Source organism: Nocardia jiangxiensis NBRC 101359 (genome assembly GCF_000308615.1).
Taxonomy (GTDB): domain Bacteria; phylum Actinomycetota; class Actinomycetes; order Mycobacteriales; family Mycobacteriaceae; genus Nocardia; species Nocardia jiangxiensis.
On the sequence record NZ_BAGB01000154.1, the window covers coordinates 18,205 to 40,052 of the forward strand.

Below are 21,848 nucleotides of genomic sequence, written 5' to 3' on the forward strand. Positions count from 1 at the left end.
TGAGTACTTGCCTTATCCATCAGTGCCCGCCGCGACCCCAGAGGCCGGGGTCGGAGGTGGCCAGGGTGTCCATGTCGCCGACCTTGCCGCCGTTGTGGGTGACGACGGGCGCGGGCAGCTGGTCCTCGAGCTGGCCGTTGACGCCGGTGTCCACGATCGTCGAATTGTGGTCGGTGGGGCCGGGGGCGAACTTCTTGCCCTCGGTGGCGGCCTTGGCGTAGTAGACCGCGTACTGCGCGTACTGATCCGCGGGCTGGGAGATCGTGGCATCCATCTGGCCGCTGTCGATGGCATCCAGCTCGGCCTTGACGCCGTCGTTGGACACGATCGTGATGTGGCCCGGCTGACCCGCCTTGACCAGCTTGTTCTCCCGCTGCAGCAGCGCGACGGTGGGCTGCAGGTAGATGCTGGCCTGCATATAGATGCCGTTGATATCGGGATCGGTGAGCAGCTTGTCCTGCAGGCCGGACACGGCCTTGTCGGGCTTCCACTCGGTGGGGATCTCGATCACCTTGATGCCGGGATACTTCGACTTCATGCAGTCGGCGAAGGCCTCCGAGCGGTCGCGGCCGTTGATGGAGGTCAGATCGCCCTGGAATTCCACGACCTTGCCGGTGCCGTGCAGGGTTTCGCCGAGGTAGGTGCAGGATTTGGTGCCGTAGGCGCGGTTGTCCGCGCGCACCACCATATATGCGCCGCCGCTGTCGGGGCGGGTGTCGACGCTGACCACCGGGACGTTCTTCGCGGCGGCATCGGCCAGGGCGGGCTTGACCGCGGCGGTGTCCTGCGGCGCGATGATCAGGGACTTGACGTTCTTCGACAACAGGGTGTCCACATTGGATTTGAGGCGATTGGAGTCGTTGTCCGACGAGGTATTCGCCAGCGCCACCCCGGCTGCGGCGGCCTTGGGGCCCATGAATCCGGCGTATGCGCTCCAGAAGTCGGTGTCCGAGCGGGGCTGATCGGCGCCGACGAGAACACCGTTGGCCGCGCCGTTTCCGACGTTGACGGCCGGGGCCGCGCCGCTGCCGGTGGATTGGCGTGAACAGCCCGCGGCCGCGGCCACGAGCAGCGCGGCGGCCAGCCCCGCGCCGATGATCCTGGTATTCATGAGTTTCCGTGCTCCTTTGGCGGTAACAATGGCGGTACTTCTCCGGGCCCTGCGTGGTTACACGTCGCTGCCGTGTCCGGGCCCGCCGGGCGTACCGGGACCCTGGGCTGTTGGTTGGGAAATGGTCGGAGTGTGCCACGCAGCGCCGTCGGGGTAGGCGTATTCCCCGAGCGAGGCGGGCAGCATTTCCGCGCTGAAGCCCGGCGCGCGCGGGGCGCGGTAGCGCCCGCGATCGATCCGCACCGGTTCGCGGAAGTGTTCGTGCAGGTGATCGACGTATTCGATGGCGCGCCCGTCCATGGTGCCCGAGATCGCGACGTAGTCGATCATCGCCAGGTGTTGCACCAGCTCGCACAGTCCCACACCGCCCGCGTGCGGGATCACCGGGATCCCGAACTTGGCCGCCAGCAACAGGATTGCCACATTCTCGTTGACGCCGCCGACCCGGGCGGCGTCGATCTGCAGCACATCCACCGCCTCGGCCTGCAGCAGCTGCTTGAACAGGATCCGGTTCTGGCCGTGCTCGCCGGTCGAGATCCGCACTCCCGCAACGCCCTTGCGGATCGCGGCGTGGCCGAGGATATCGTCGGGGTTGGTGGGCTCCTCGACCCAGGACAGCCGCGCGGGGGCCAGTCGCGAAATCCATTCCACCGCCTCGGACACGCCCCACCGCTGGTTGGCGTCCACGGCCAGGCCGATGTCGGGACCGATGGCCTCGCGGGCGATCTTGACCCGGCGTGCGTCCTCCTCGACGTCACGTCCGACCTTGATCTTGATGGTGCCGAATCCGTCCTTGACCGCCTGCTGCGCCAGGCGTGTCAGCTTGGCGTCGGAGTAGCCCAGCCAGCCTGCGGAGGTGGTGTACGCCGGATATCCCTCGGCAAGCAGGTGCTTCGCGCGCTCGGCCCGGCCCGGTTCGGCGCGGCGCAGAATGTCCAGTGCCTCCTGCGGGGTGAGGACTTCGGTGAGGTAGCGGAAATCGATCAGCTCGACGATCTGCTCCGGCGACATCTCCGAAACCAGTTGCCACACAGGCTTTCCCGCACGTTTGGCGGCCAGATCCCAGGCGGCGTTGATCACGGCGCCCATGGCCATGTGCATGACGCCCTTTTCCGGTCCCAGCCAGCGCAATGGGGAATCGGCGGTGAGCTCGCGGGCGAATCCGCCCAGATCGGCGAGGATCTCCTCGACCGGGCGGCCCACGACCATATCCGCCAGGGCCTCGATCGCCACCCGCTGCACGTCGTTTCCGCGCCCGATGGTGAAGGCGAATCCGTGCCCGGAGAGGCCGTCCGGATCGTCGGTGCGCAGGATCACGTAAGCCGCCGAATAGTCGGGGTCGGGATTCATGGCGTCGGAGCCGTCCAGCTGTGCCGACGTCGGGAACCGGACGTCGAGCGTGTCCAGCGCCGTGAAGTGTGACATGTAGGGGGCCTCGTTCCTGCAGTGATCTGAGTCACGACTATACATCGGATGTCTATCCGGACAAGTCCGGATTGAGATTTTCCGAATATCAGCCGGTAGATGGTAATTATCGCGCAAGACTCCGCGAGCGGTGCTATGTTCGCCAGCGTTAAACATCGGATCAGTTGGGTGATGGGGTCGATATGGCACAGGGACAGTTCGACGGGCTGGCCGCGGTGGTCACCGGCGGTGGATCGGGAATCGGAAAGGCCGTTGCCGCAGCGCTTCTCGCCGCGGGCGCGCGCGTGGCGGTGCTGGATCTGCAGCCCGGCGACCCACTCGGTTCAGGGGATGGCGAGGGGGCGGAGCTCGCGGAGCCGACGTGGTGGGTGAGCCCCGACTGCCTGGCGCTGACCTGCGACGTGTGCGACGACGAGTCGGTGCGGGCGGCGATCGAGGCCGCCGCGCAGGCATTCGGCCGCCTGGACATCGTGATCAACAATGCCGGGATCGGCGCACAGGGCACCGTCGAGGACAACTCCGACGACGAGTGGCGGCGTGTGCTGGAGGTGAATGTGCTGGGGGCCGTGCGGGTCTCGCGCGCGGCGTTGCCGCATCTGCGGCGCTCGCCCGCCGCCGCGATCGTGAACACCTGCTCGATCGCGGCCACCACCGGCCTGCCCGACCGCGCCGCCTACAGCGCCAGCAAGGGCGCTATCCTGGCCCTGACCCGGGCGATGGCCGCGGACCACCTGCGCGAGGGCATCCGGGTCAACTGTGTGAATCCGGGTACCGCGGACACCCCGTGGGTACAGCGGCTGCTTGCCTCGGCTCCCGATCCGGCCGCCGAGCTGGTAGCGCTGAACGCCCGCCAGCCGCACGGGCGCCTGGTCTCCGCGGACGAGGTGGCCGCCGCAGTGCTGTATCTGGCAAGCCCGGCGGCCGGGTCCACCGCCGGCACCATGCTCGAGGTGGACGGCGGCATGCATTCGCTGCGCCTGCGACCGGCACCCCTGACAGAGGCCACCCGCTGAGTCGGCACAGCCGCCGATACAGACGATCTATCCCGGACAGGACGCCCGTATGACCACCCGCCGCATTCCCAGGCCCCGCGACCTCGCACCACTGATGCGCTTCGAGCAGCCCTTCGGTGGTCGCGCGGCCAGACTCGCCCGCGCCCAGACAATCTGGGATCTGCGCGAGCTGGCTCGCAAGCGCACACCGAAGGTGGCCTTCGACTACACCGATGGCGCCGCGGACGCCGAGATCAGCCTGCGCCGGGCCCGCGAGGCGTTCGACGAGATCGAATTCCGTCCCGCGATCCTGCGCGATGTATCCGAAACAAGTACCACGACAACGGTTCTCGGTAAGCAGGTGGCGCTGCCGTTCGGCATCGCACCGACCGGATTCACCCGCATGATGCACACTGCGGGGGAGATCGCCGGCGCGCACGCCGCCGAGCGCGCCGGAATTCCGTTCACGCTGTCCACCATGGGCACCACCGCGATCGAAGATGTCGCCGCCGCAACCGGTTCCCGTGCCCGCAACTGGTTCCAGCTGTACATGTGGAAGGACCGCGACCGCTCGCTGGCCCTGGTCGAGCGCGCCGCGAAGGCGGGTTTCGACACCCTCGTGGTGACGGTTGACGTCCCGGTCGCCGGCAACCGCCTGCGCGATGCGCGCAACGGTATGACCGTCCCGCCCTCCATAACCCTCTCCGGCGCCCTGGACGCGCTGCGCCGCCCCTGGTGGTGGTGGGATTTCCTGACTACCGAACCGCTGGCCTTCGCCTCGCTGGACCGCTGGTCCGGCACGGTCGCCGAGCTGCTCGACTCGATGTTCGACCCGACCGTCGGTTTCGACGATCTCGCCTGGATTCGCGAATCCTGGCCCGGCAAGGTCCTGGTGAAGGGCGTGCAAACCGCCGCCGATGCCGGGCGCCTGGCCGGTGCGGGCGTGGACGGCATCGTGTTGTCCAATCACGGTGGACGGCAACTGGATCGGGCCCCGGTCCCGCTGCATCTGCTGCCCGAGGTGGTCCGCGAGGCCGGCACCGACCTCGAGATCCATCTCGACACCGGCATCACCCACGGCGCGGATATCGTCGCCGCCCTTGCCCTGGGCGCGCGCTTCACCCTCGTCGGCCGCGCCTACCTGTACGGCCTGATGGCCGGGGGCGAGGCGGGTGTGGACCGTACCATCGAAATCCTGCGCACCCAGGTCGTGCGCACCATGAAGCTGCTCGGCGTGAACTCGCTCGAAGAGCTCGAGCCGGGGCATGTGCGGCTGCTGGTCGCGTGATCCTGGTTTTCGGCGGTTACGTTACGTCCGCTACTGCGATGACACCCTGCGCGGATCCGCCGGACCGAAGATCAGGCCGAACAGATCAAGCAGCGCCTGACGACGTTCCTGCATGAAGAACTCGAACTCGAACTGTCCCAGGACAAGACGCTGACCACGCACGCCCGCACCCAGGGGGCGAAATTCCTCGGCTACGAGATCGCCGTGCTGCACAACGACGGCAAGCACACCCGCGGCAGGCGCAGCGTCAACGGCGTTGTGAGCCTGCGGATTCCGTCCGCGGTGATCAAGGCCAAACAAACCCCCTACCGCGATCACCTTCGGGCCCGCCGCGCCGAAGACCCTTAGGTGCCGGTGCTGCAGTTGGTCGCCGAGATCAAGGCACTCGGCTACCGCGGCGGCCAGAATCTGCTCTACCGGTTCACCAATACCGGCGGTGATCCTCGGTACTGGGGTCCTCTGGCTTCTCGCGGATGGACCACGGGCGGTCAAGTGGTTGACGGCGGATGAGAAAGCTTTTGTCATCAGCAACCTGCCCGGGAACACGAGCAGAAAAAGTCGCTCGTACCGCACTCACTCACACAGCTCGTCCGATATGTTCGTGTAGTTCTGCTGGTGGTGCTGGTATTTGCGGAATCCATGGGCCGGTATGGATTGACGTTCTACCTTCCCACTCTGGTTAGAGGGGCAGGTATCCGAGAAAGGAGATGGCACCTCAGCATCCCATTCGTCGCATCAACGTTAGGACTTTCGGCGAGTGCAGCATTGGGCGAAACCACACCGTACCGGCGATTATTGCTCTCTGGGTGGCGGGTGCCGGTGCGTACACGCTCTCCGCGCTGTGCTGGAACTTGCCACCCGCCTTCTTCGCTGGTACCGCGGCCACGGCAGGGATTGCCGCCATCAACTCGCTGGGTAATCTGGGTGGCTTCATCAGCCCTTACCTGATCGGATTGTCCCAGTCACTGGGTGGCGGCACCTCGGTCGGTCTGTACATCCTGAGTGCCGTACTCGTCCTCGGTGCGATCCTCACCCACCGGCTTCCCCCTCACATGGTGAATCGCTGACCAATTCAATGATATTCCGTCGCCTCATGGCTCGATCGAGGTGACGGCGCAAGAAAAAATTCAGACGGCCCGGTCTTCGTCCCGCGGATGGAGACCGGGCTTGCTCCGTTCCGAATCGGCGGGTAAAGAAGTCTGTTCACGCACAAGCGTGCGTACAAGCCTGCGTCGTGGCCGGGTACGATCACGGTGTCGGTTCTCCGGCTTGAGCCTCGTTCTCGAGGGAATTAGTGTTATGCGTGACTTGCATCTGCCCGGTCGTTCGGTAGCGATGGGCTGCCATGGCGCCGCTGCGACCTCCCACAGCCTGGCGACCTCAACCGCCATCGATATCCTGCGCCGCGGTGGGAATGCCGCTGATGCAGCCATCGCGGCTTGCGCGGTGCAATGCGTGGTCGAGCCAGGTTCCACCGGTGTCGGTGGGGACAATTTCGTACTGTATGCGCCCTCGGGAACCAATACCACCGGCGGCGGCACGGTCTATGGCATCAACGGTTCCGGTCGTGCACCGGCGGGGCTCAATGCCGAGTTCCTGAGGGAGCGAGGCAGCGAGCAGATCGCCCTCACCTCGCCGCATGCGGTCACCGTTCCGGGGGCGGTCGATTCCTGGTGCATGCTGCACCATCGTTTCGGCAGGCTACCGCTGGCGCAGTTGCTGCAGCCGGCCATCGACCACGCCGAGCACGGCTTCCCAGTCACCGAACGTGTTGCAGTCGATTGGCGCCGGAACCAGGCCAAACTGCGGGCCGATCCGAACGCCGCCCGCATGTGGCTGAAAGACGGCGCATCCCCGGAATTCGGAGACACCTTCCGCCAGCCCGAACATGCGAAGGTGCTGCGCGAGATCGCCACCAAAGGCCGCGACGGCTTCTACACCAGGTGGGTCGCCGAAGACATCGTCGGCTACCTGCGCGAGCGGGGCGGCACCCACACGCTGGAGGACTTCGCGGCCCAGGAAGCGCTGTGGGTAGATCCGATCTCCGCCACCTACAAGGGTGTCGAACTGCTGGAGATCCCGCCCAACGGCACCGGCGTCATCGCTTTGCTGATGCTCAATATCCTGCGCGGCTTCGACCTGAGCAGATACGACCCGGTCGGCGTGGAACGCTTCCATCTCGAGGCCGAAGTCACGCGCCTGGCCTTTCAGGTGCGTGACTCCTTCGTCGCCGATCCGGCCTTCGCCGAGGTGCCGACTCGGAAACTGCTGTCCATGGACTTCGCCGACGAGTTGCGATCGGGCATCGACATGACCAAGGCGATGCCCGTACCGCGCGCCGGCACGGGCGCTATCGACCGGGACACGGTGTATCTCACCGTGGTCGATGCCGAGGGCAACGTGTGTTCGTTCATCAACTCGCTGTTCTGGCAGTACGGGACCGGACTGTGCAGCCCTCGCACCGGCGTGTTGCTGCACAACCGCGGTTGCGGCTTCACCCTCGCGCCCGGCCATCCCAACTGCCTGCAACCCCGAAAACGACCGCTGCACACCATCATCCCAGCCATGGCACTCGAAAACGGCAGACCGTGGCTGTCCTTCGGTGTGATGGGCGGCGCTTTCCAGCCGGTCGGCCAAGTCCACGTGCTGACCAACATCCTCGACTACGGGATGAATATCCAGGAAGCCCTCGACAATCCTCGCGGCTTCCACACGGCCGGCCGCTTCGAAGCCGAAAGAGGCATCCGCGACGATGTCCTGGCAGGCCTGGCCGACCTGGGACACACCGTCACTCGGGTGGAGGTGCCCCACGGCGGCGGTCAAGCCATTCTCCTCGACCACGTCAATGGTGTCCTGCACGCCGGTTCGGATCCGCGCAAGGACGGCTGCGCCCTAGCCTACTGACGTCTGAATATCGGATCGCCGACCGGACCGAGCCGTGCACCGGCCGACACTCGTCACAGACCCGATCAATGCGCGAGTACCGAACCTCAGGTGGGTCTGTCAATTCTCCGGTTCTGTCCCAGATCTCAGACGTCCCAGTGAGTGCGGGCGCGGCAGTGCTACAAAATCCAGAATGTGACGAGCGCCTGCGCTTATCGCATATTTCGGGCGCGGTGGCCAATGAATACCTGAAAGGCATTGTCCGCCAAACATTCCGCGGTGCGGATCCGGACTCGACGGCCACTGCGGTGTGGGCGCTGGTGCACGGGCTGGCGCTCGCCATGCGACTGGGGGGGCCCTCGGTTCTGGTGGACATCAACCGCATCGCGGGGTTGGGGCGGATCGATGTCATCGATGGCGACCGGGTGCGGGTGGGGGCGCTCGTGCGCCACCGTCAACTCGTCGAGCAGTCCGTCATGCCTCTGCTCGCCGAAGCCGCCTCGTGGATCGGCCACGCGGCCATCCGAACTCGGGGCACCGCGGGCGGAAGCATCGCCCACGCCGACCCTTCCGCGGAACTGCCCGTCGTGGCCGCGGCATTGAACGCCGCCATCCACGTGACCGGGGCCGGTGGAACGCGAACCGTGTCGGCCGACGATTTCTTCGTGGGCCCGCTGGAAACCTGTCTCACCGAGACCGAAATCGTCACCGGCGTCGAACTGGCGGTGCCCACGCACTGGGGGTTCGCCGAAATGTCCCGTCGCCATGGCGATTTCGGCCTGGTCACCATCGTCGCCGCAGAAGTGCGGGATCGCGTTCACCTGGCGATCGGCGGCGTCGGGCCGACACCGATCCGGCCACGAGAGGCCGAGCACATTCTGGCAACAGGACCACTGGGCCCTTCGCGCGTCGCGGAAGCCGCCAAGGCCGCAGCGGCCGCGGTCACCGCCGGAACCGATATCCACGCCTCGGCGGCCTACCGAATCGCCATGACCGAGGAGTTCACCCGCCGTGCGCTGAACCGGCTGGTGGGCACAGCGACCGAAGGAGCCGCGTGATGTGGGTGGAATTCACCGTCAACGGCCAACGTGAGCGCATCGACGTCGAACCACGTCGTACCCTCGCCGACGCACTCCGAGAGGACCTGGGCCTGACCGGAACTCATGTGGGCTGCGAGCACGGAGTGTGTGGCGCGTGCACCATCCTGGTCGACGGTGGAGCGGTACGCGCCTGCCTCATGTTCGCTGTCCAAGCCGACGGCTCCTCGATAACCACTGTCGAGGGCATGGCAGCCGAGGACGGCACAATGCACCCTCTGCAGCAAGCCTTTTGCAAACACCACGGTCTGCAATGTGGCTTCTGCACACCAGGCATGCTGATGTCGGCACTGGATCTGCTCCACCGTGAGCCCGCGCCCAGCCGAAGCCACATTCGCGAAGAACTCTCCGGCAACATCTGCCGCTGCACCGGCTACGTCGGCATCGTCGACGCGGTGGAAGCCGCGGCACAGCAACTGAATTCACTTTCCACGGAAGGCCAGAACGAATGAAATACCAAGACGTTGCGATCCCGGCCGGGCTACTGTGGTCCTCGCCGTTCATCCGGTGGCAGGGTGCCGTCGGCAACGTCACCAGTGTGGACCTGGCAACGGCGGTGACCAACCGCGCATTGGCCGACCGCGGGCTCGATCCGAGCGTGGTCGACGAAGTGGTCCTGGGTATCACCATCCCGCAACCCGGCTACTTCTTCGGTCCACCCACGATCGCCGGGCGAATCGGAATCCCGCAGGTGACCGGCCCCATGGTCAGCCAGGCATGCGCGACCGGCGTCGCGGCCCTGCACGCGGCTGCTGCCTCCGTGAGCACCGGAGGCGGCACCGAACTGGTGATCACCACCGACCGCACCAGCAACGGACCCACGATAGTGTATCCGAGCCCCAACGCAGCGGGTGGAGTACCTGCGGTCGAGGACTTCGTGCAGAACAATTTCGCGTGCGACCCGTGGGCCGGCACCTCGATGCTCGCCGCCGCGGAGACCGTCGCCCGCGAGCGCAGCATCACTCGCGGGGAACTCGATGACGTCGCTGTGCTGCGGTACGAACAGTACGAGCGCGCGCTCGCTGACGACCGGTCCTTCCAGCATGCCTACATGGTCCCCATCGAACTCACCTCGGGCCGTACGCATCTCGAGGCGACAACGGATGCCGGAGTGCGCCCGATCGACCGTGCCGCGATCGCGGGCCTGCGCCCGGCCGTGGCCGACGGCGTGCACACCGGCGCCTCGCAGACCCACCCGGCCGACGGTACGGCCGGGGCCATCGTCACCACGACCGCGCGAGCGCATGAACTGTCCCCCGGTCCCGTCGCCCGGATCCTGTCCACCGGATTCGCCCGCGTCGCTCCCACCCACATGCCCGAGGCTCCGGTACCCGCAGCGCTGCGCGCCCTGGATGCGGCGGGCCTGACCATGCATCAGGTCGACGCCATCACCACCCACAACCCGTTCGCGGTCAACGACATCGTCTTCGCCCGGGAGACCGGCGTCGACCTGGCCAAGATGAATTCCTATGGCTGCAGCCTGATCTGGGGTCACCCGCAGGCGCCGACCGGGATGCGCGCCATCGCGGAGTTGGTGACGGAACTGTCGCTGCGCGGTGGTGGCATCGGATTGTTCACCGGTTGCGCGGCTGGGGACACCGCCGCAGCGCTTGTCGTGCGGGTCGACGATTGATCGCCGGGTTGTCGATGCACAACGGGATGCTGGGCAAAATCGGGCAACTACTCGGATTGAATATTACGGTGGCAAAGTGTGATCGGGTCGTGCTGACCTTCGATGTGCGTCCCGATCTTCTGCAACCGTACGAGATCGATCAGGGCGGTATCTATTGCGCTGCAATTGAAGCCGCGGCGAGCCTCGGTGCCGATCTATGGCTCGGTGAACGGGGACGAGTGGTGGGGGTGAATAACACCACCGATTTTCTCCACGCGGTCAAAAGCGGGACCCTATCCGTCACTGCCACACCGCTTCTGCAAGAACAGCTACAGCAACTGTGGCTGGTCGAAGTGGAAGACGAGTCGGATCGATCGGTGGCACGCGGCCAAGTCCGCCTGCAAAACCTGATCTGAGGCAGCTCGTCGCGGCGACGTCACCCGACTGCACCACGAGCGATCGGCCGCTCGTGGTGCAGTAACGTGGTCATGCCCGAGGGTTGAAGGGGTCTGTGATGGTGTTGCCGGTGTCGATCCATGCGGTCTTCACCTCGGTGTACTCCTCGATCGCGTGGAAACCGTTCTCGCGTCCGATGCCGCTTTCCTTGAACCCGCCGAAAGGTGCCACGTAGTTAGTCTTTCGGTAGTTGTTCACCCACACACTCCCGGCCCGCAGGCGGCGGACCATGCGGTGCGCGCGGGCGACGTCACGGGTCCACACTCCCGCCGCAAGCCCGAACACGGTGTCGTTGGCGATGCGGACGGCGTCGTCCTCGTCGCGGAACTTGATGAGAACGGCGACGGGTCCGAACACTTCTTCTCGCGCGATACGCATGTCGTTGGTGACGTTGCCGAAAACCGTCGGCCGGACGAACAGCCCCTTCGCCAGACCCGGATCCTCGGGTCGGGAACCACCGGTGAGTAGTTGTGCGCCTTCGGATTTGGCGACTTCGATGTAGGAGAGAACTTTGTCGAACTGGGACTTGCAGGCTACGGTCCCCATTTCGGTGTCCGGGTCGAGGGGGTCGCCGAGTCTGATGTTCTCGGTGCGCGTGGCGAGGGCTTTCGCGAACTCGTCGTAGACGTCCTCGTGCACCAGTACACGCGAGCCCGCCATGCAGGTCTGCCCGGTAGCAGCAAAGATGCCAGCGATGACGCCGTTCACGGCGCCGGCCAGGTCTGCGTCCGGGAATACGATGTTGGGCGATTTGCCGCCGAGTTCGAGCGAAACCCGCGCCAGGCGCTCGGCCGCGGTGACCGCGATCTTCTTGCCGACCGCGGTCGAGCCGGTGAACGCGATCTTGTCGACTCCGTGGTGCTCGCTCAGGGCTGCACCGACCGGGCCGGCTCCGGTGACGACATTGACCACGCCGTCGGGGAAGCCTGCTTCCTGGATCAGGCGAGCGAGCACCAGAGTGGAGACCGGCGTGACCTCGGAGGGCTTGATGACTACCGTGTTGCCCGCAGCGAGGGCTGGGCAGAGTTTCCACAGCAGTAGTGCCAGCGGGCTGTTCCACGGGGTGATCGCCGCGACGACGCCGATCGGTTCGCGAACCGTGAAGACCTGCATGTTGGGGACACTGCTGGCGAGAGTTTCACCGAGCGGGCTTTCGGCGACTCCCGCGAAAAAGTAGCAGTGGTTGGCCAACGCGATCGTCTGTCCCGCAACTTCGCGGATAAGTTTGCCATTCTCCAGGACCTGGATTCGAGCGAGTTCGTCGGCGTTATCCTTGATCAGGTCGCCGAACCGGCGCAGTAGTGTGGCGCGCTGCAGGGGCGTCGAAGTCGCCCAGGGCCCCTCCTCGAAGGCTCTGCGAGCTGCGGTCACGGCGTCATCGACGTCGCTGTTGGTCGCGGTCGGTATCTGCGCCCAGGATTCGCCGTCGAACGGGTTGATCGAAGCGAAGGTGGCGCTGTCGGCCGCCGCGCGCCACTTCCCGTCGATGAGCATCTCGTAGGTCTCGGTGGTGGTCATGAATGTTGTTCCCTCACTTTCGGTCAGGCGGTGGTGGACAGTGCCGATGCGGGATCGGCGATGGGTACTCGGATGTGTCGAGCGATGCCCGCGATGGCGATGAGCGAGACGACAGCAGACCCGACGGTGATCAATGCCAGTGGCCACCAACGCGATCCGTCGCCGACGACCGCTTCCGCGATGAGCGGGGTCGGAGCGCTGAAGATCAGGGCGCCGAGAGCGTTGCTCAGCGCGGTCCCGCTGTAACGCACGCGGGTCTCGAATTGCTCGGCGATCACACTGGACACTACGCCGTACACAGTCGCGTGAGCCCCCAGCAGCATCACGGTGATGACGAACGCGGTCCCCACGACCTGACTGCCGTCGAGAAGCCAGAAGAACGGAAAAGCCGCTACGGCGGAGAACACAACGCCGAACAGAAGTATCGCGCGCGGCCCGACCCGATCGCTCAGCGCGGCTATCGCCGGCAGGGCCAGCATGTCGATCAGCGCGGCGATCATGACGATCAGCAACGCAGTGTTGCGGGCCATGCCCAGCGCCGCGGTCGCGTAGGTCAGGAAGTACACGGAGATGAGGTAGAACACCACATTCACCGACCCCTGCAATCCGGTACCGACCGCAAGTCCTCGCCAGCTGCGGGCGAACACCTCGGCGACCGGCAGGCGGGCAGTGGTGCCGGCGTCCCTAAGCACGGTGAACTGCTCGGGCTCTGTGACCCCGAGCCGGATCATCAAGCCGATGGTGACCAGAACGAATCCGGCCAGGAAAGGCACTCGCCAGCCCCACGCATGCAGCTGATCGTCGGGCAGTGCTGAGACCGCGGACATCACCGCGGTGGCGAGGATCAGTCCGAGCGGGCTACCCATCTGTGGGGCGGCCCCGTACAACCGCCGTTTGGCGGCAGGAGCGTGTTCTGTCGACATCAGCACCGCACCACCCCATTCACCACCGACGGCGAGCCCTTGTAGCATGCGCAGAACGATGAGCAGGCTCGGCGCCCACACTCCGATCGTGTGGTAGGTCGGCAACACACCGATCAGGCCGGTCGCGGTCCCCATGATGCCCAGGGTCGCGATCAGGGTTGTCTTGCGGCCGAATCTGTCGCCGAGGTGACCGAACACCGCAGCGCCGATCGGTCTGGCGATGAACGCGACGCCGAGTGTGGCGAACGACGCGAGACGCCCGCTGTGGGCGTCGAACGATGGAAAGAACAAGCCGCCGAAGACAAGTGCCGCGGCGAGTCCGTAGATGAAGAAGTCAAACCACTCGATGGTGGTACCGACGAGGCTGGCAAGCGCGGCACGTCTGTGCATCGCGCCGGAGGATGAAGCCGGTGGTGTCATGGTCGTCTCCTCGAACCTCAAAGCCTGGCGGCGGCGGAGGTGGATTTCCGGGCGGCGGCCGCCTGGCCTGCCACGCGGCCGAAGACCAGGGCACGCAGTACCGAGGTCGCGCCGGGGTATTTGTGGTGGTAGATGCCTGCGATCTCGCCGACGGCGTACAGCCCCGGGATGGCGGCACCGCTGCGGTCGAGCACTCGTGCCTGATCGTCGGTGGCGAGGCCGCCGAAGGTGAAGGTAATCGCGCAGGTGACCGGCCAGGCCACGAAGGGCGGTTCGTCCAGTGGCCGTGCCCAATTCGATTTCGGCGGTTCCAGTCCTCGGGTGCCGATACCGTCCAGTGCCGTGACATCGAGTGGGCCGGGCTGGGCCGCGGCGTTGTAGCTCTCGACGGTCGCGGTCAGCGCGGCCGCGTCGATGTCGAGCCGGGCGGCCAGGCCCTGGAGGGTGTCGGCGGTCTCGGGCTCGCGATCGGTAAGCACGGCTCGGGTGATGTCCTGGCGCATCAGCTTCTGGTCGGCGATCACGTAGGCGAACTGTTCGGCATCACGCCAGATGTGATAGGCGACCGACTCGAACGTGTTGTCCGGGGTGTCCGCACCCTCGTCGAGGAATCGCTTTCCGCGGTGATCCACCAGAATGCCGTACGGATAGACCATCACCAGCGCCTCGGGCACCCGTGCACGAGCGTCGACAGGCTCCCCGTGGAAGCGTTCGAACTGCCCGTCCGTGGCCGCGCCGGCCGCGATGCCCATGTCGAGCCCCTCGCCGCGGTTGGACTGGCCGCCCGGCGCGATGGGTGAGAGTTCGTGGCCGCGGTCGCCCAGATGGCGGTCGAGGAGTTCCGGGCTGCCTTCGAACCCGCCGCAGGCCAACACCACTGTCGGCGCCTCGTAGCGGGTGCCGTCCGAGGCGAGGACCCCGGTCACCGCGCCGTGGTCGTCCTGGATCAATGTCTGCGCCGTGGTGTCGTACTGGATCCAGCCGCCCAGCTCTTCCACACGCGCGGTGAGGATTTCGACGATGGCCGCCCCTCCCCCGGCGGGCATCAGACGAGGCCCCTTCGAGGTGAGGAAGTAGGTGAGGTCGGCTCGGGTGGCGACGCCTACGTCGTTCAGCCATTGCATGGTGGGTTGAGCCAGCTCGGCGAGCCGGTCGATGATCGCCGGGTCGGTCCTGCCGGCGCTGAGTTCGCGCATGCGTGCGGTGAAATCCGGAGCCGGTGTGCCATCGGGTTCGAGCCGGAAAAATGCGCCGGTCCATGCGGTGTTGCCGCCGCGCCGGCTGAGCGGTGTTCGTTCCAGGACGATGACCCTGCCGCTGGGGAACGACTGGAGGAACTGAGTGGCGGTGGCGAGGCCCCCCGCGCCGCACCCGACCACGATCAGGTCTGCCTGTTGACAGGTCACGAAACTCCCTTTCTCATCCGAGCGCACCATTGAGCGGTCTCAGAGTTCCGCTAGATAGTTCGAGAAATACCGCCACAAGTAAGCACCTGCACGAACAGCTTGTCAACCCCATTATGCGGTTTACATAAACCACAGAGTGGTCTAATGTTATCGGCATGGCTGAGACTGGAACCGCATCTACGCGGGCCGATGGAGGCGTGCGCAGCATCGCGCGTGCCGTTGAGGTACTGGAGCTCTTCGATGCGCAACATCCGATCCGGCAGCTGCGTGAGCTGGTCACGCTCACCGGATTGCCGAAGACCACGGTGGTGCGGCTGTTGGCCACCCTCGAGTCGTTGAGCCTGATCACCGACCGCGGCGACTCCTCCTACGGTCCCGGTCCGGGATTTCTGCGATGGGTACAGCTCGCCAAGTCATTGTGGGAGGTCAGCAGCGAAACCAGAACCACCATGTCCGGCTTGGTGGACACCTGCGGGGAGACGGTCAACGTCTACATCCGCCAGGGCTTGAACCGCATCGCAGTCGCGCAGGTCGAGGGCACGGCAACCGTGCGCAGCGTGGTCGAGGTGGGTGTGCCCTACCCGCTGGCCACCGGAGCCACCGCGAAAATTCTGCTCGGCGGAGCACCTGAGGAGATTCTGCACGAACTCGTCTCGCGCCGTCCGGACCTTTCCCTCGAGCCGCTGCGACGAGAGGTGGCCGGCATCCGCGAAGCGGGGTATGCGGTGACCCACGGTGAACGCGAACTCGGCGCTTCCGCCGTCGCCGCGCCGATCACGAATGCGGACGGACGAATCGTCGCCGCACTCTCGGTCAGCGGCCCGACATCCCGATTCAACGCCGACCGCGTCGGTCGCTATGTCGACGCGGTCACTTCGGCAGCCGAACGGATCAGCGCGACCGGGCTCGGTCCCGTGGAGGTATTCCTGTGAGCGCCGACCTACTCGACGGGGTCCGGGTCCTGGACCTCACCAATGTCCTGGCAGGCCCCTTCGCCGGATATCAGCTCGCGCTCATGGGTGCTGACGTCGTGAAGGTCGAAACCCCGGGAACCGGCGACCTCGCCCGGCAACTCGGCGCGGACCCGCAGCTATCCCGCGATGGGCTCGGGGTGTCGTTCCTGGCCCAGAATTCCGGGAAGCGATCCATCACGATCAACCTCAAGAGCGTTGCGGGACAGGAGGTTTTCGCCAAACTCGTCGAAGGCGCCGACGTCCTGCTGGAGAACTTCCGTCCGGGTGTGCTCGAGCGCCTCGGATTCGGTTGGGACCAGCTCCGACAGATCAATCCGCGACTTGTGTACTGCGCGGTGTCCGGGTTCGGTGCAACCGGGCCGATGCGCACCAGACCCGCCTACGACCAAGTGATCCAAGGACTCTCTGGCATCATGAGCGTCACTGGCACCAAGGACACCGCCCCGTTGCGTGTCGGGTTCCCGATCTGCGACAGCTTCGGAGGACTCGCCGCGGCGTTCGCGATCGCCGCGGCGCTGCTACGGCAGCAGCGCACCGGACAGGGCGCTTTCCTCGACACCTCCATGCTGGATGCCGCGCTGACCTCGATGGGCTGGGTGGTCTCCGATCACCTCATAGCCGGCCGCGAGCCCGAGCCTATGGCCAACGAGAACATCACCTCAGCACCATCGGGAACGTTCGATACCGCCGACGGCGCGCTCAACATCGCGGCAAACAAACAAGAGCAGTACGAGATCCTGTGCCGAGTGCTGGGCCGCGAGGAACTGATCGACGACACCAGATTCGCGACCCGCGACGACCGAAAACGCAACCGAAACGTGCTGCGCACGGAGCTGGAGCGGTCGTTGAAGGAGAAGAGCGCGGCGGAATGGGACGCCATTCTGCTCGATACGGGAGTCCCAGCGGCACCGGTGGTCTCGGTTCCTCAGGCGTTGACCTCCGCGCAAGTCGAGCACCGGCAACTCGTCACTTCGCTGGCCACGCCCGCCAACACGGACCAGCAGATTCGAGTACTCGGTGCACCGACTCACGTTGACGGCGTTGCTTGCTCACCCCAGCAACGCCCACCGGCGCTCGGCGAACACACCGACGCCATCCTCAGCGATATCGGGTACACCGAAGCCGACATCGCTCGACTTCGAGCTGAAGGAGCAATATGAGCACCGCCCGCGACAAGGCAATCAACAGAACATCGACCCGCGACGTCGTCAACTGGTGGTCCACCGAGGTGTCCGATATCGAACCCGGTGTTGTCCGTCTACGCGGCTACCCGATAGAGCAACTGATCGACAATGCAGGATTCGTGCAGACGATTTGGCTCATGGTGCGCGGTGAGATGCCCAGCCCAGCACAGGCTGCGCTGCTCGAGAAGGCGCTCGTCGCCGCTGTGGATCATGGCCCGCAAGCGCCATCGATCGCCGCAGCTCGCATGGCGTCGACTTGCGGGGTCGGGCTGCACGGAGCGATGTCCACCGGTGTTGGGATGCTCGGCGACGTCCACGGCGGCGCTGGACAACAATGCATGCAGGTCCTGGCCGAAATCCGCGAAAACGCCGAAGCCGAGGGCATCTCAGCTGCGGTCACGGCCACGCTCGCCGAGTTCCGCGCAACGCAACGCCACATCCCGGGTTTCGGGCATCGATTTCATCCTCGTGACCCGCGGCGCGATCCGCTGCTTCAGGCGGTCGCCGAACAAGTCGCGCAGGGAGTGGGCGATGGCCAGTACTTGGCCATCGCCGAAGAACTCGAAACGCAACTCGCACACGGCCGTGAGCACGCCGTCCCGATGAACATCGACGGGGCGACCGCCGTGGTCTACTCCGAACTCGGCTTCGCGCCCGAACTCGGACGCGGCTTGTTCATCCTGTCACGATCGGTCGGCATTCTGGCGCACTCGTGGGAAGAGGCCCGGTCCGGGCGTCGGATCAAAGGCCCGATCCCGCCCCCGCTACTGCCCACTTACCTCGGCCCTGCGGAACGCCCGGTACCCAGCCCATGACGCGTGACTCGTTTGCAGCACAAGACAATTTCCCCGACGGCCGACGCTTCTTCAGCTTGCCCCGTGCACAAGCACACGGCGCGGGACCGCTCGATCGGCTACCGTATGCAACTCGTGTTCTGGCCGAGAATATCCTCCGTCACGAAGACGGCAGCACCGTCACTGCCGACCACGTCCTCGCGCTCGCAGCCCGAGACAGCGCGATATCGATACCGTTCTTTCCCGATCGGATCCTGCTACAGGACGCCTCTGGCATCCCTGTGCTGGCAGATATGGTCACGCTCGCGGAACGCGCCGCCGACTTGGGAGCGGATCCTCGCGCGGTCACTCCCAGTCGCCGCATGGACCTTGTCGTCGACCACGCCCTGGAACTCGACGTGTCAGCGACTCCCGACGCTGCCCGCCACAACATCGACCGCGAGTATCAGCGCCACGCCGACCGCTACCGATTCCTTCGCTGGGCCCAGAACCAGTTCCCACATCTGCACGTGGTGCCGCCCGGCATCGGAATCTGCCACCAGCTGAACCTGGAACAGTTGGCGTGCGTCGTCGCCGACGGGCCGATGGTGCGCTTCGACTCCGTCGTCGGCACCGACAGCCACACCACGATGATCAACGGCCTGGCCGTAGCCGGATGGGGCGTGGGCGGGATCGAAGCCACCGCGGCCGCACTGGGAGAGCCCACTCTCTTTCCCGTGCCTGCCGTGGTCGGTGTACGGCTCACCGGCACGATGAGGCCCGGTGTATTGGCCACCGACGTCGCGCTCACTCTGACCGCGCTGCTTCGCTCGCATGGTGTCGTACAACGCATCGTCGAGTTCCACGGCCCCGGCCTTGCGAATCTCACAGTGCCGGACCGGGCCACGATCGCGAATATGGCACCCGAATACGGCGCGACCATGGCGTATTTCCCCGCGGACCATCGCACTCTCGAATACCTGCGCGCCACAAGACGTCCGGCCGACTCTGCCGAGCGTTACCTGGTAGCGCAAGGCACGCTCTACGACCTAGAACCCGACTACGACGACCTTCTCGAACTCGACCTCGGAGCCGTCGAACGCACCGTGGCCGGACCGACCCGACCACACGAGCCACGCCGGATCGCCGACCTCGGCACCGCCGACCGGCCCGACCGCGACAGTGAACTGTCCGACGGCGATGTCGTTATCGCGGCAATCACCAGCTGCACCAACACATCCAATCCACATGCGATCGCGGCGGCCGGACTTCTTGCTCGTAATGCCGTCGCCCGCGGGCTCACCGTCGCCCCGTGGACGAAGACCTCGTTCACTCCCGGATCGCGCACAGCAGCAGAACTGTTGCGCGCCAGCACACTTCAAGTCGATCTCGACACACTAGGCTTCCAGGTCGCCGGATTCGGCTGCGGAACCTGCATGGGTAACTCCGGCCCACTCGAGGCCACGATCAGCAACCAGATCCACAGCCGAAACCTCCGCGTCTCAGCTGTGCTGTCCGGAAACCGAAACTTCCCCGGCCGCATCCACCCTGATGTCACCGATGCCTACCTCGCTTCTCCCCCATTGGTGGTCGCCTTCGCCCTCGCTGGTCGAACCACCATCGACCTCGACCGCGAGCCGATCGGCCTCGGTGCCGACGGCAAGCCAGTCCTCCTGGCCGACATCTGGCCATCCGACGACGACATCAACGCCGCAGTTCGATCGGCCGGCCAAGCCACACCCCAGAATGAGACGGCCGAGAAGACGGCGCAACGCTGGAATGCGCTCCCTCATCCCGACAGTCCGCAATATTCCTGGGACGGGGAAACTGGCACAATCCGACGGCCGCCGTTCTGTGACGTCGAACTGAGTCGACCGATCATCACCGGCGACATCCTCGGAGCGCGTCCGTTACTCGTACTCGGAGACGACATCACCACCGATCACATATCGCCTGTATCGCGCATCCTGCCTGGATCGGAGGCCGGGGACTGGTTGCGGCAGCGGGGCGTAGCGACGCATGACTTCGGCAGCTTCGGTGCCCGCAGACTCAATCACGAGGTCATGTTGCGCGGAGGCTTCGCCAACCCCCGCCTCCGAAACAGGCTCGCGGACCGTTATGGCGGATTGACGCGTTTGCTGCCCGACGACAACATCGTGCCGGTACACCAAGCGGCCGCCGAATACCGGCAACGCGGCATTCCCGCGGTGATCGTCGCCGGGCGGTCCTACGGCGCGGGGTCGGCGCGCGACTGGGCAGCCAAAGTCACCCGCCTGCTCGGGGTGCGCGCCGTCATCGCTGAAAGCTTCGAACGCATCCACCGAACGAATCTGATCGCGATGGGCATCCTCCCGGTCGAATGCTCCGGAGTCGGGAGACTGGACGCCGATGAGTACGACCTGCTCGGCTTGAACCACCCCCTCGCGGTTCACGCACCAATCACCGTCATCCCGCGACGTCACAACCACACCGTTCTCGAAGCAGAAGCGATCGCACGCATCGACACCGAGACCGAAAGAGAATGGTTGCAGTCCGGCGGAATCCTCCCTCACGTACTCGCCACACGCTTCGCGACAGGAGCACGCCCATAATTTCCCTCGAAGCACCCATCCCGGCTGAGCCGGCCACACTCGCAAACCCCTGATTGCGATGCAGGGGCGCGAGGAAACAGGCGGAGGCCCAGTCGCGCCGGCTGGTCATGGTTGTCTCGTGTTCGACCGTCGTCAAACGGCTGAGGATGGTCCGCCGCCCGCGGCGATCGTAAGTCCGCTCGATCCAGGTGACCACCGCGATGCGCAATACCTCACGGCTGCACCAGGGGCGACGGTCGAAGAAATTCTTCCGCACGGCCCGAGGCGTACAAGACACCGCGCCTAACGCTCCCGCCGATATGGACATCGGCGGTCCGGATTTCCTACTTTACGCTCCGGGATTCGTATCCGGTTCCCGTCCTGAATCGGGGTGAAATATATTCGATGTCGTCGAACACATGGTTCAGGCAAATCTGCCGCACTGAGGGGCTCGAGTCCCCTCTCGCACACGCGACTTGACGACCGCGGGCGAATACCATCAGAACGCACACGCTCGACCCCGCGGGCCATCGACATATTCATCGCCATAGTCGCGACACTGCACAAACCAGCGCACCACCGGACACTCCTCCTCCTCACTTCGCCTGGAAGCCCGGACACCGTCCGAAGACAGATCCGGACTTCAATAATCAAATGCGCATATATTGGTACCTAGTTAAGTCACGCGCAGGAAACGCGCGGATCGCCTCCGAAGCCCGATTCCACTCACCCGCGAATCGCGTCGGAATCGCACGGGACGTCGGCAAACGGCATCAGTATCAGGACGTCCACAGGACGTCACAGATCCACGAACAGCAACAAACAGCAACCCACAACACCCACCAACAACCACGAACCCCCAGGTCGCACCAGTTCGGCGGACGAAACCGGGCGGTCGCAAGTAGCATCCAAGGATGCGGTCGATCCGCAAATAGGCCAAGCAGATCCTCGTCCTGCCGGTTGGTCCGCAATCCGACGAAAAAGCAAATCCCCAGTTCAACACGGTTTCCATGCGGCAGAACCCATTGGATTCATGTTGCCAGCTTTCGTGATCGCCAGCCTGCCAAGATCTACAGAACGTCGACAGGACGTCGCGAAAACACCGGTGTTGAGCGCAACCTCTGCAAGGCCGATCACAACCCGCCGATCGGGCAGGAATCGCACTGCCGGTCGGTGTTTCGGCGGCTGACAGCGACGCCGCCGAGGCGCTTAAACC

General features: G+C 65.4%; 18 protein-coding genes. 12 read left to right on the forward strand and 6 right to left on the reverse strand.

Going from position 1 to position 21,848, the window contains the following annotated elements; all coding sequences use genetic code 11:
* Positions 1–19: 19 nt before the first annotated feature.
* Complete coding sequence (locus tag ON40_RS36570) at positions 20–1,111, reverse strand: sugar ABC transporter substrate-binding protein (protein ID WP_040829930.1); 1,092 nt, start codon at positions 1,109–1,111, stop codon at positions 20–22.
* Positions 1,112–1,168: 57 nt separating this feature from the next.
* Positions 1,169–2,536 (reverse strand): enolase C-terminal domain-like protein, encoded by a 1,368-nt coding sequence (locus ON40_RS36575; protein WP_083896175.1) that lies wholly within the window; start codon positions 2,534–2,536, stop codon positions 1,169–1,171.
* A 182-nt stretch (positions 2,537–2,718) separates the two neighbouring features.
* Between ON40_RS36575 and ON40_RS36580 the strand changes: the two genes are divergently transcribed.
* Positions 2,719–3,549: an SDR family NAD(P)-dependent oxidoreductase gene (locus ON40_RS36580; RefSeq protein WP_040829931.1), complete on the forward strand. Its 831-nt coding sequence runs from the start codon at positions 2,719–2,721 to the stop codon at positions 3,547–3,549.
* Positions 3,550–3,598: 49 nt separating this feature from the next.
* A complete protein-coding gene (locus ON40_RS36585) occupies positions 3,599–4,816 on the forward strand; it encodes an alpha-hydroxy acid oxidase (RefSeq protein ID WP_040829932.1) in 1,218 nt (405 codons plus the stop codon).
* A 30-nt stretch (positions 4,817–4,846) separates the two neighbouring features.
* Here the strand turns inward: ON40_RS36585 and ON40_RS52655 are convergent, their stop codons facing one another.
* Positions 4,847–5,341 (reverse strand): hypothetical protein, encoded by a 495-nt coding sequence (locus ON40_RS52655; RefSeq protein ID WP_157186657.1) that lies wholly within the window; start codon positions 5,339–5,341, stop codon positions 4,847–4,849.
* A gap of 182 nt (positions 5,342–5,523) precedes the next feature.
* On the opposite strand from ON40_RS52655, the gene ON40_RS48735 reads away from it, so the two are divergent.
* The 6 genes from ON40_RS48735 (at position 5,524) to ON40_RS36620 (ending at position 10,824) form a co-directional block, all read left to right on the forward strand.
* Positions 5,524–5,883, forward strand: a complete 360-nt coding sequence (locus ON40_RS48735) for an MFS transporter (protein WP_157186658.1) — start codon at positions 5,524–5,526, stop codon at positions 5,881–5,883.
* A gap of 232 nt (positions 5,884–6,115) precedes the next feature.
* Positions 6,116–7,720 carry a gamma-glutamyltransferase gene (gene ggt / locus ON40_RS36600; protein ID WP_040829934.1) on the forward strand — a complete coding sequence of 535 codons (1,605 nt, stop codon included), beginning with the start codon at positions 6,116–6,118 and terminating at the stop codon, positions 7,718–7,720.
* A 212-nt stretch (positions 7,721–7,932) separates the two neighbouring features.
* A complete protein-coding gene (locus ON40_RS36605) occupies positions 7,933–8,757 on the forward strand; it encodes an FAD binding domain-containing protein (RefSeq protein ID WP_051194127.1) in 825 nt (274 codons plus the stop codon).
* A gap of 5 nt (positions 8,758–8,762) precedes the next feature.
* Positions 8,763–9,248, forward strand: coding sequence for a (2Fe-2S)-binding protein (locus tag ON40_RS36610; protein ID WP_373282037.1), 486 nt, complete (start codon positions 8,763–8,765; stop codon positions 9,246–9,248).
* Positions 9,245–10,429: a thiolase family protein gene (locus tag ON40_RS36615; protein ID WP_040829936.1), complete on the forward strand. Its 1,185-nt coding sequence runs from the start codon at positions 9,245–9,247 to the stop codon at positions 10,427–10,429. Before ON40_RS36610 ends, ON40_RS36615 begins: the two co-directional genes overlap by 4 nt.
* The gene (locus ON40_RS36620; RefSeq protein ID WP_218008926.1) at positions 10,426–10,824 is read left to right on the forward strand and encodes a PaaI family thioesterase; all 399 of its coding nucleotides are present in this window, start codon (positions 10,426–10,428) and stop codon (positions 10,822–10,824) included. The genes ON40_RS36615 and ON40_RS36620 overlap by 4 nt, the downstream gene beginning before the upstream one ends.
* 70 nt (positions 10,825–10,894) lie before the next feature.
* Here the strand turns inward: ON40_RS36620 and ON40_RS36625 are convergent, their stop codons facing one another.
* Genes ON40_RS36625 through ON40_RS36635 form a run of 3 tightly spaced genes read right to left on the reverse strand, consistent with a single transcriptional unit; the run spans position 10,895 to position 15,131 of the window.
* On the reverse strand, positions 10,895–12,382 hold the full coding sequence (locus tag ON40_RS36625; RefSeq protein WP_040829937.1) for an aldehyde dehydrogenase: 1,488 nt from the start codon (positions 12,380–12,382) through the stop codon (positions 10,895–10,897).
* Between the two features lie 23 nt (positions 12,383–12,405).
* On the reverse strand, positions 12,406–13,725 hold the full coding sequence (locus ON40_RS36630; RefSeq protein ID WP_051194128.1) for an MFS transporter: 1,320 nt from the start codon (positions 13,723–13,725) through the stop codon (positions 12,406–12,408).
* A 17-nt stretch (positions 13,726–13,742) separates the two neighbouring features.
* Positions 13,743–15,131: an FAD-binding protein gene (locus ON40_RS36635; protein WP_040829952.1), complete on the reverse strand. Its 1,389-nt coding sequence runs from the start codon at positions 15,129–15,131 to the stop codon at positions 13,743–13,745.
* A 155-nt stretch (positions 15,132–15,286) separates the two neighbouring features.
* Between ON40_RS36635 and ON40_RS36640 the strand changes: the two genes are divergently transcribed.
* Genes ON40_RS36640 through acnA form a run of 4 tightly spaced genes read left to right on the forward strand, consistent with a single transcriptional unit; the run spans position 15,287 to position 20,653 of the window.
* Positions 15,287–16,063 (forward strand): IclR family transcriptional regulator, encoded by a 777-nt coding sequence (locus tag ON40_RS36640; protein ID WP_040829938.1) that lies wholly within the window; start codon positions 15,287–15,289, stop codon positions 16,061–16,063.
* Positions 16,060–17,265, forward strand: coding sequence for a CaiB/BaiF CoA transferase family protein (locus ON40_RS36645; protein WP_040829939.1), 1,206 nt, complete (start codon positions 16,060–16,062; stop codon positions 17,263–17,265). The genes ON40_RS36640 and ON40_RS36645 overlap by 4 nt, the downstream gene beginning before the upstream one ends.
* Positions 17,262–18,104 (forward strand): citryl-CoA lyase, encoded by an 843-nt coding sequence (locus tag ON40_RS36650; RefSeq protein WP_040829940.1) that lies wholly within the window; start codon positions 17,262–17,264, stop codon positions 18,102–18,104. Before ON40_RS36645 ends, ON40_RS36650 begins: the two co-directional genes overlap by 4 nt.
* Positions 18,101–20,653: an aconitate hydratase AcnA gene (gene acnA, locus ON40_RS36655; protein WP_040829941.1), complete on the forward strand. Its 2,553-nt coding sequence runs from the start codon at positions 18,101–18,103 to the stop codon at positions 20,651–20,653. The genes ON40_RS36650 and acnA overlap by 4 nt, the downstream gene beginning before the upstream one ends.
* Positions 20,654–21,848 lie beyond the last annotated feature (1,195 nt).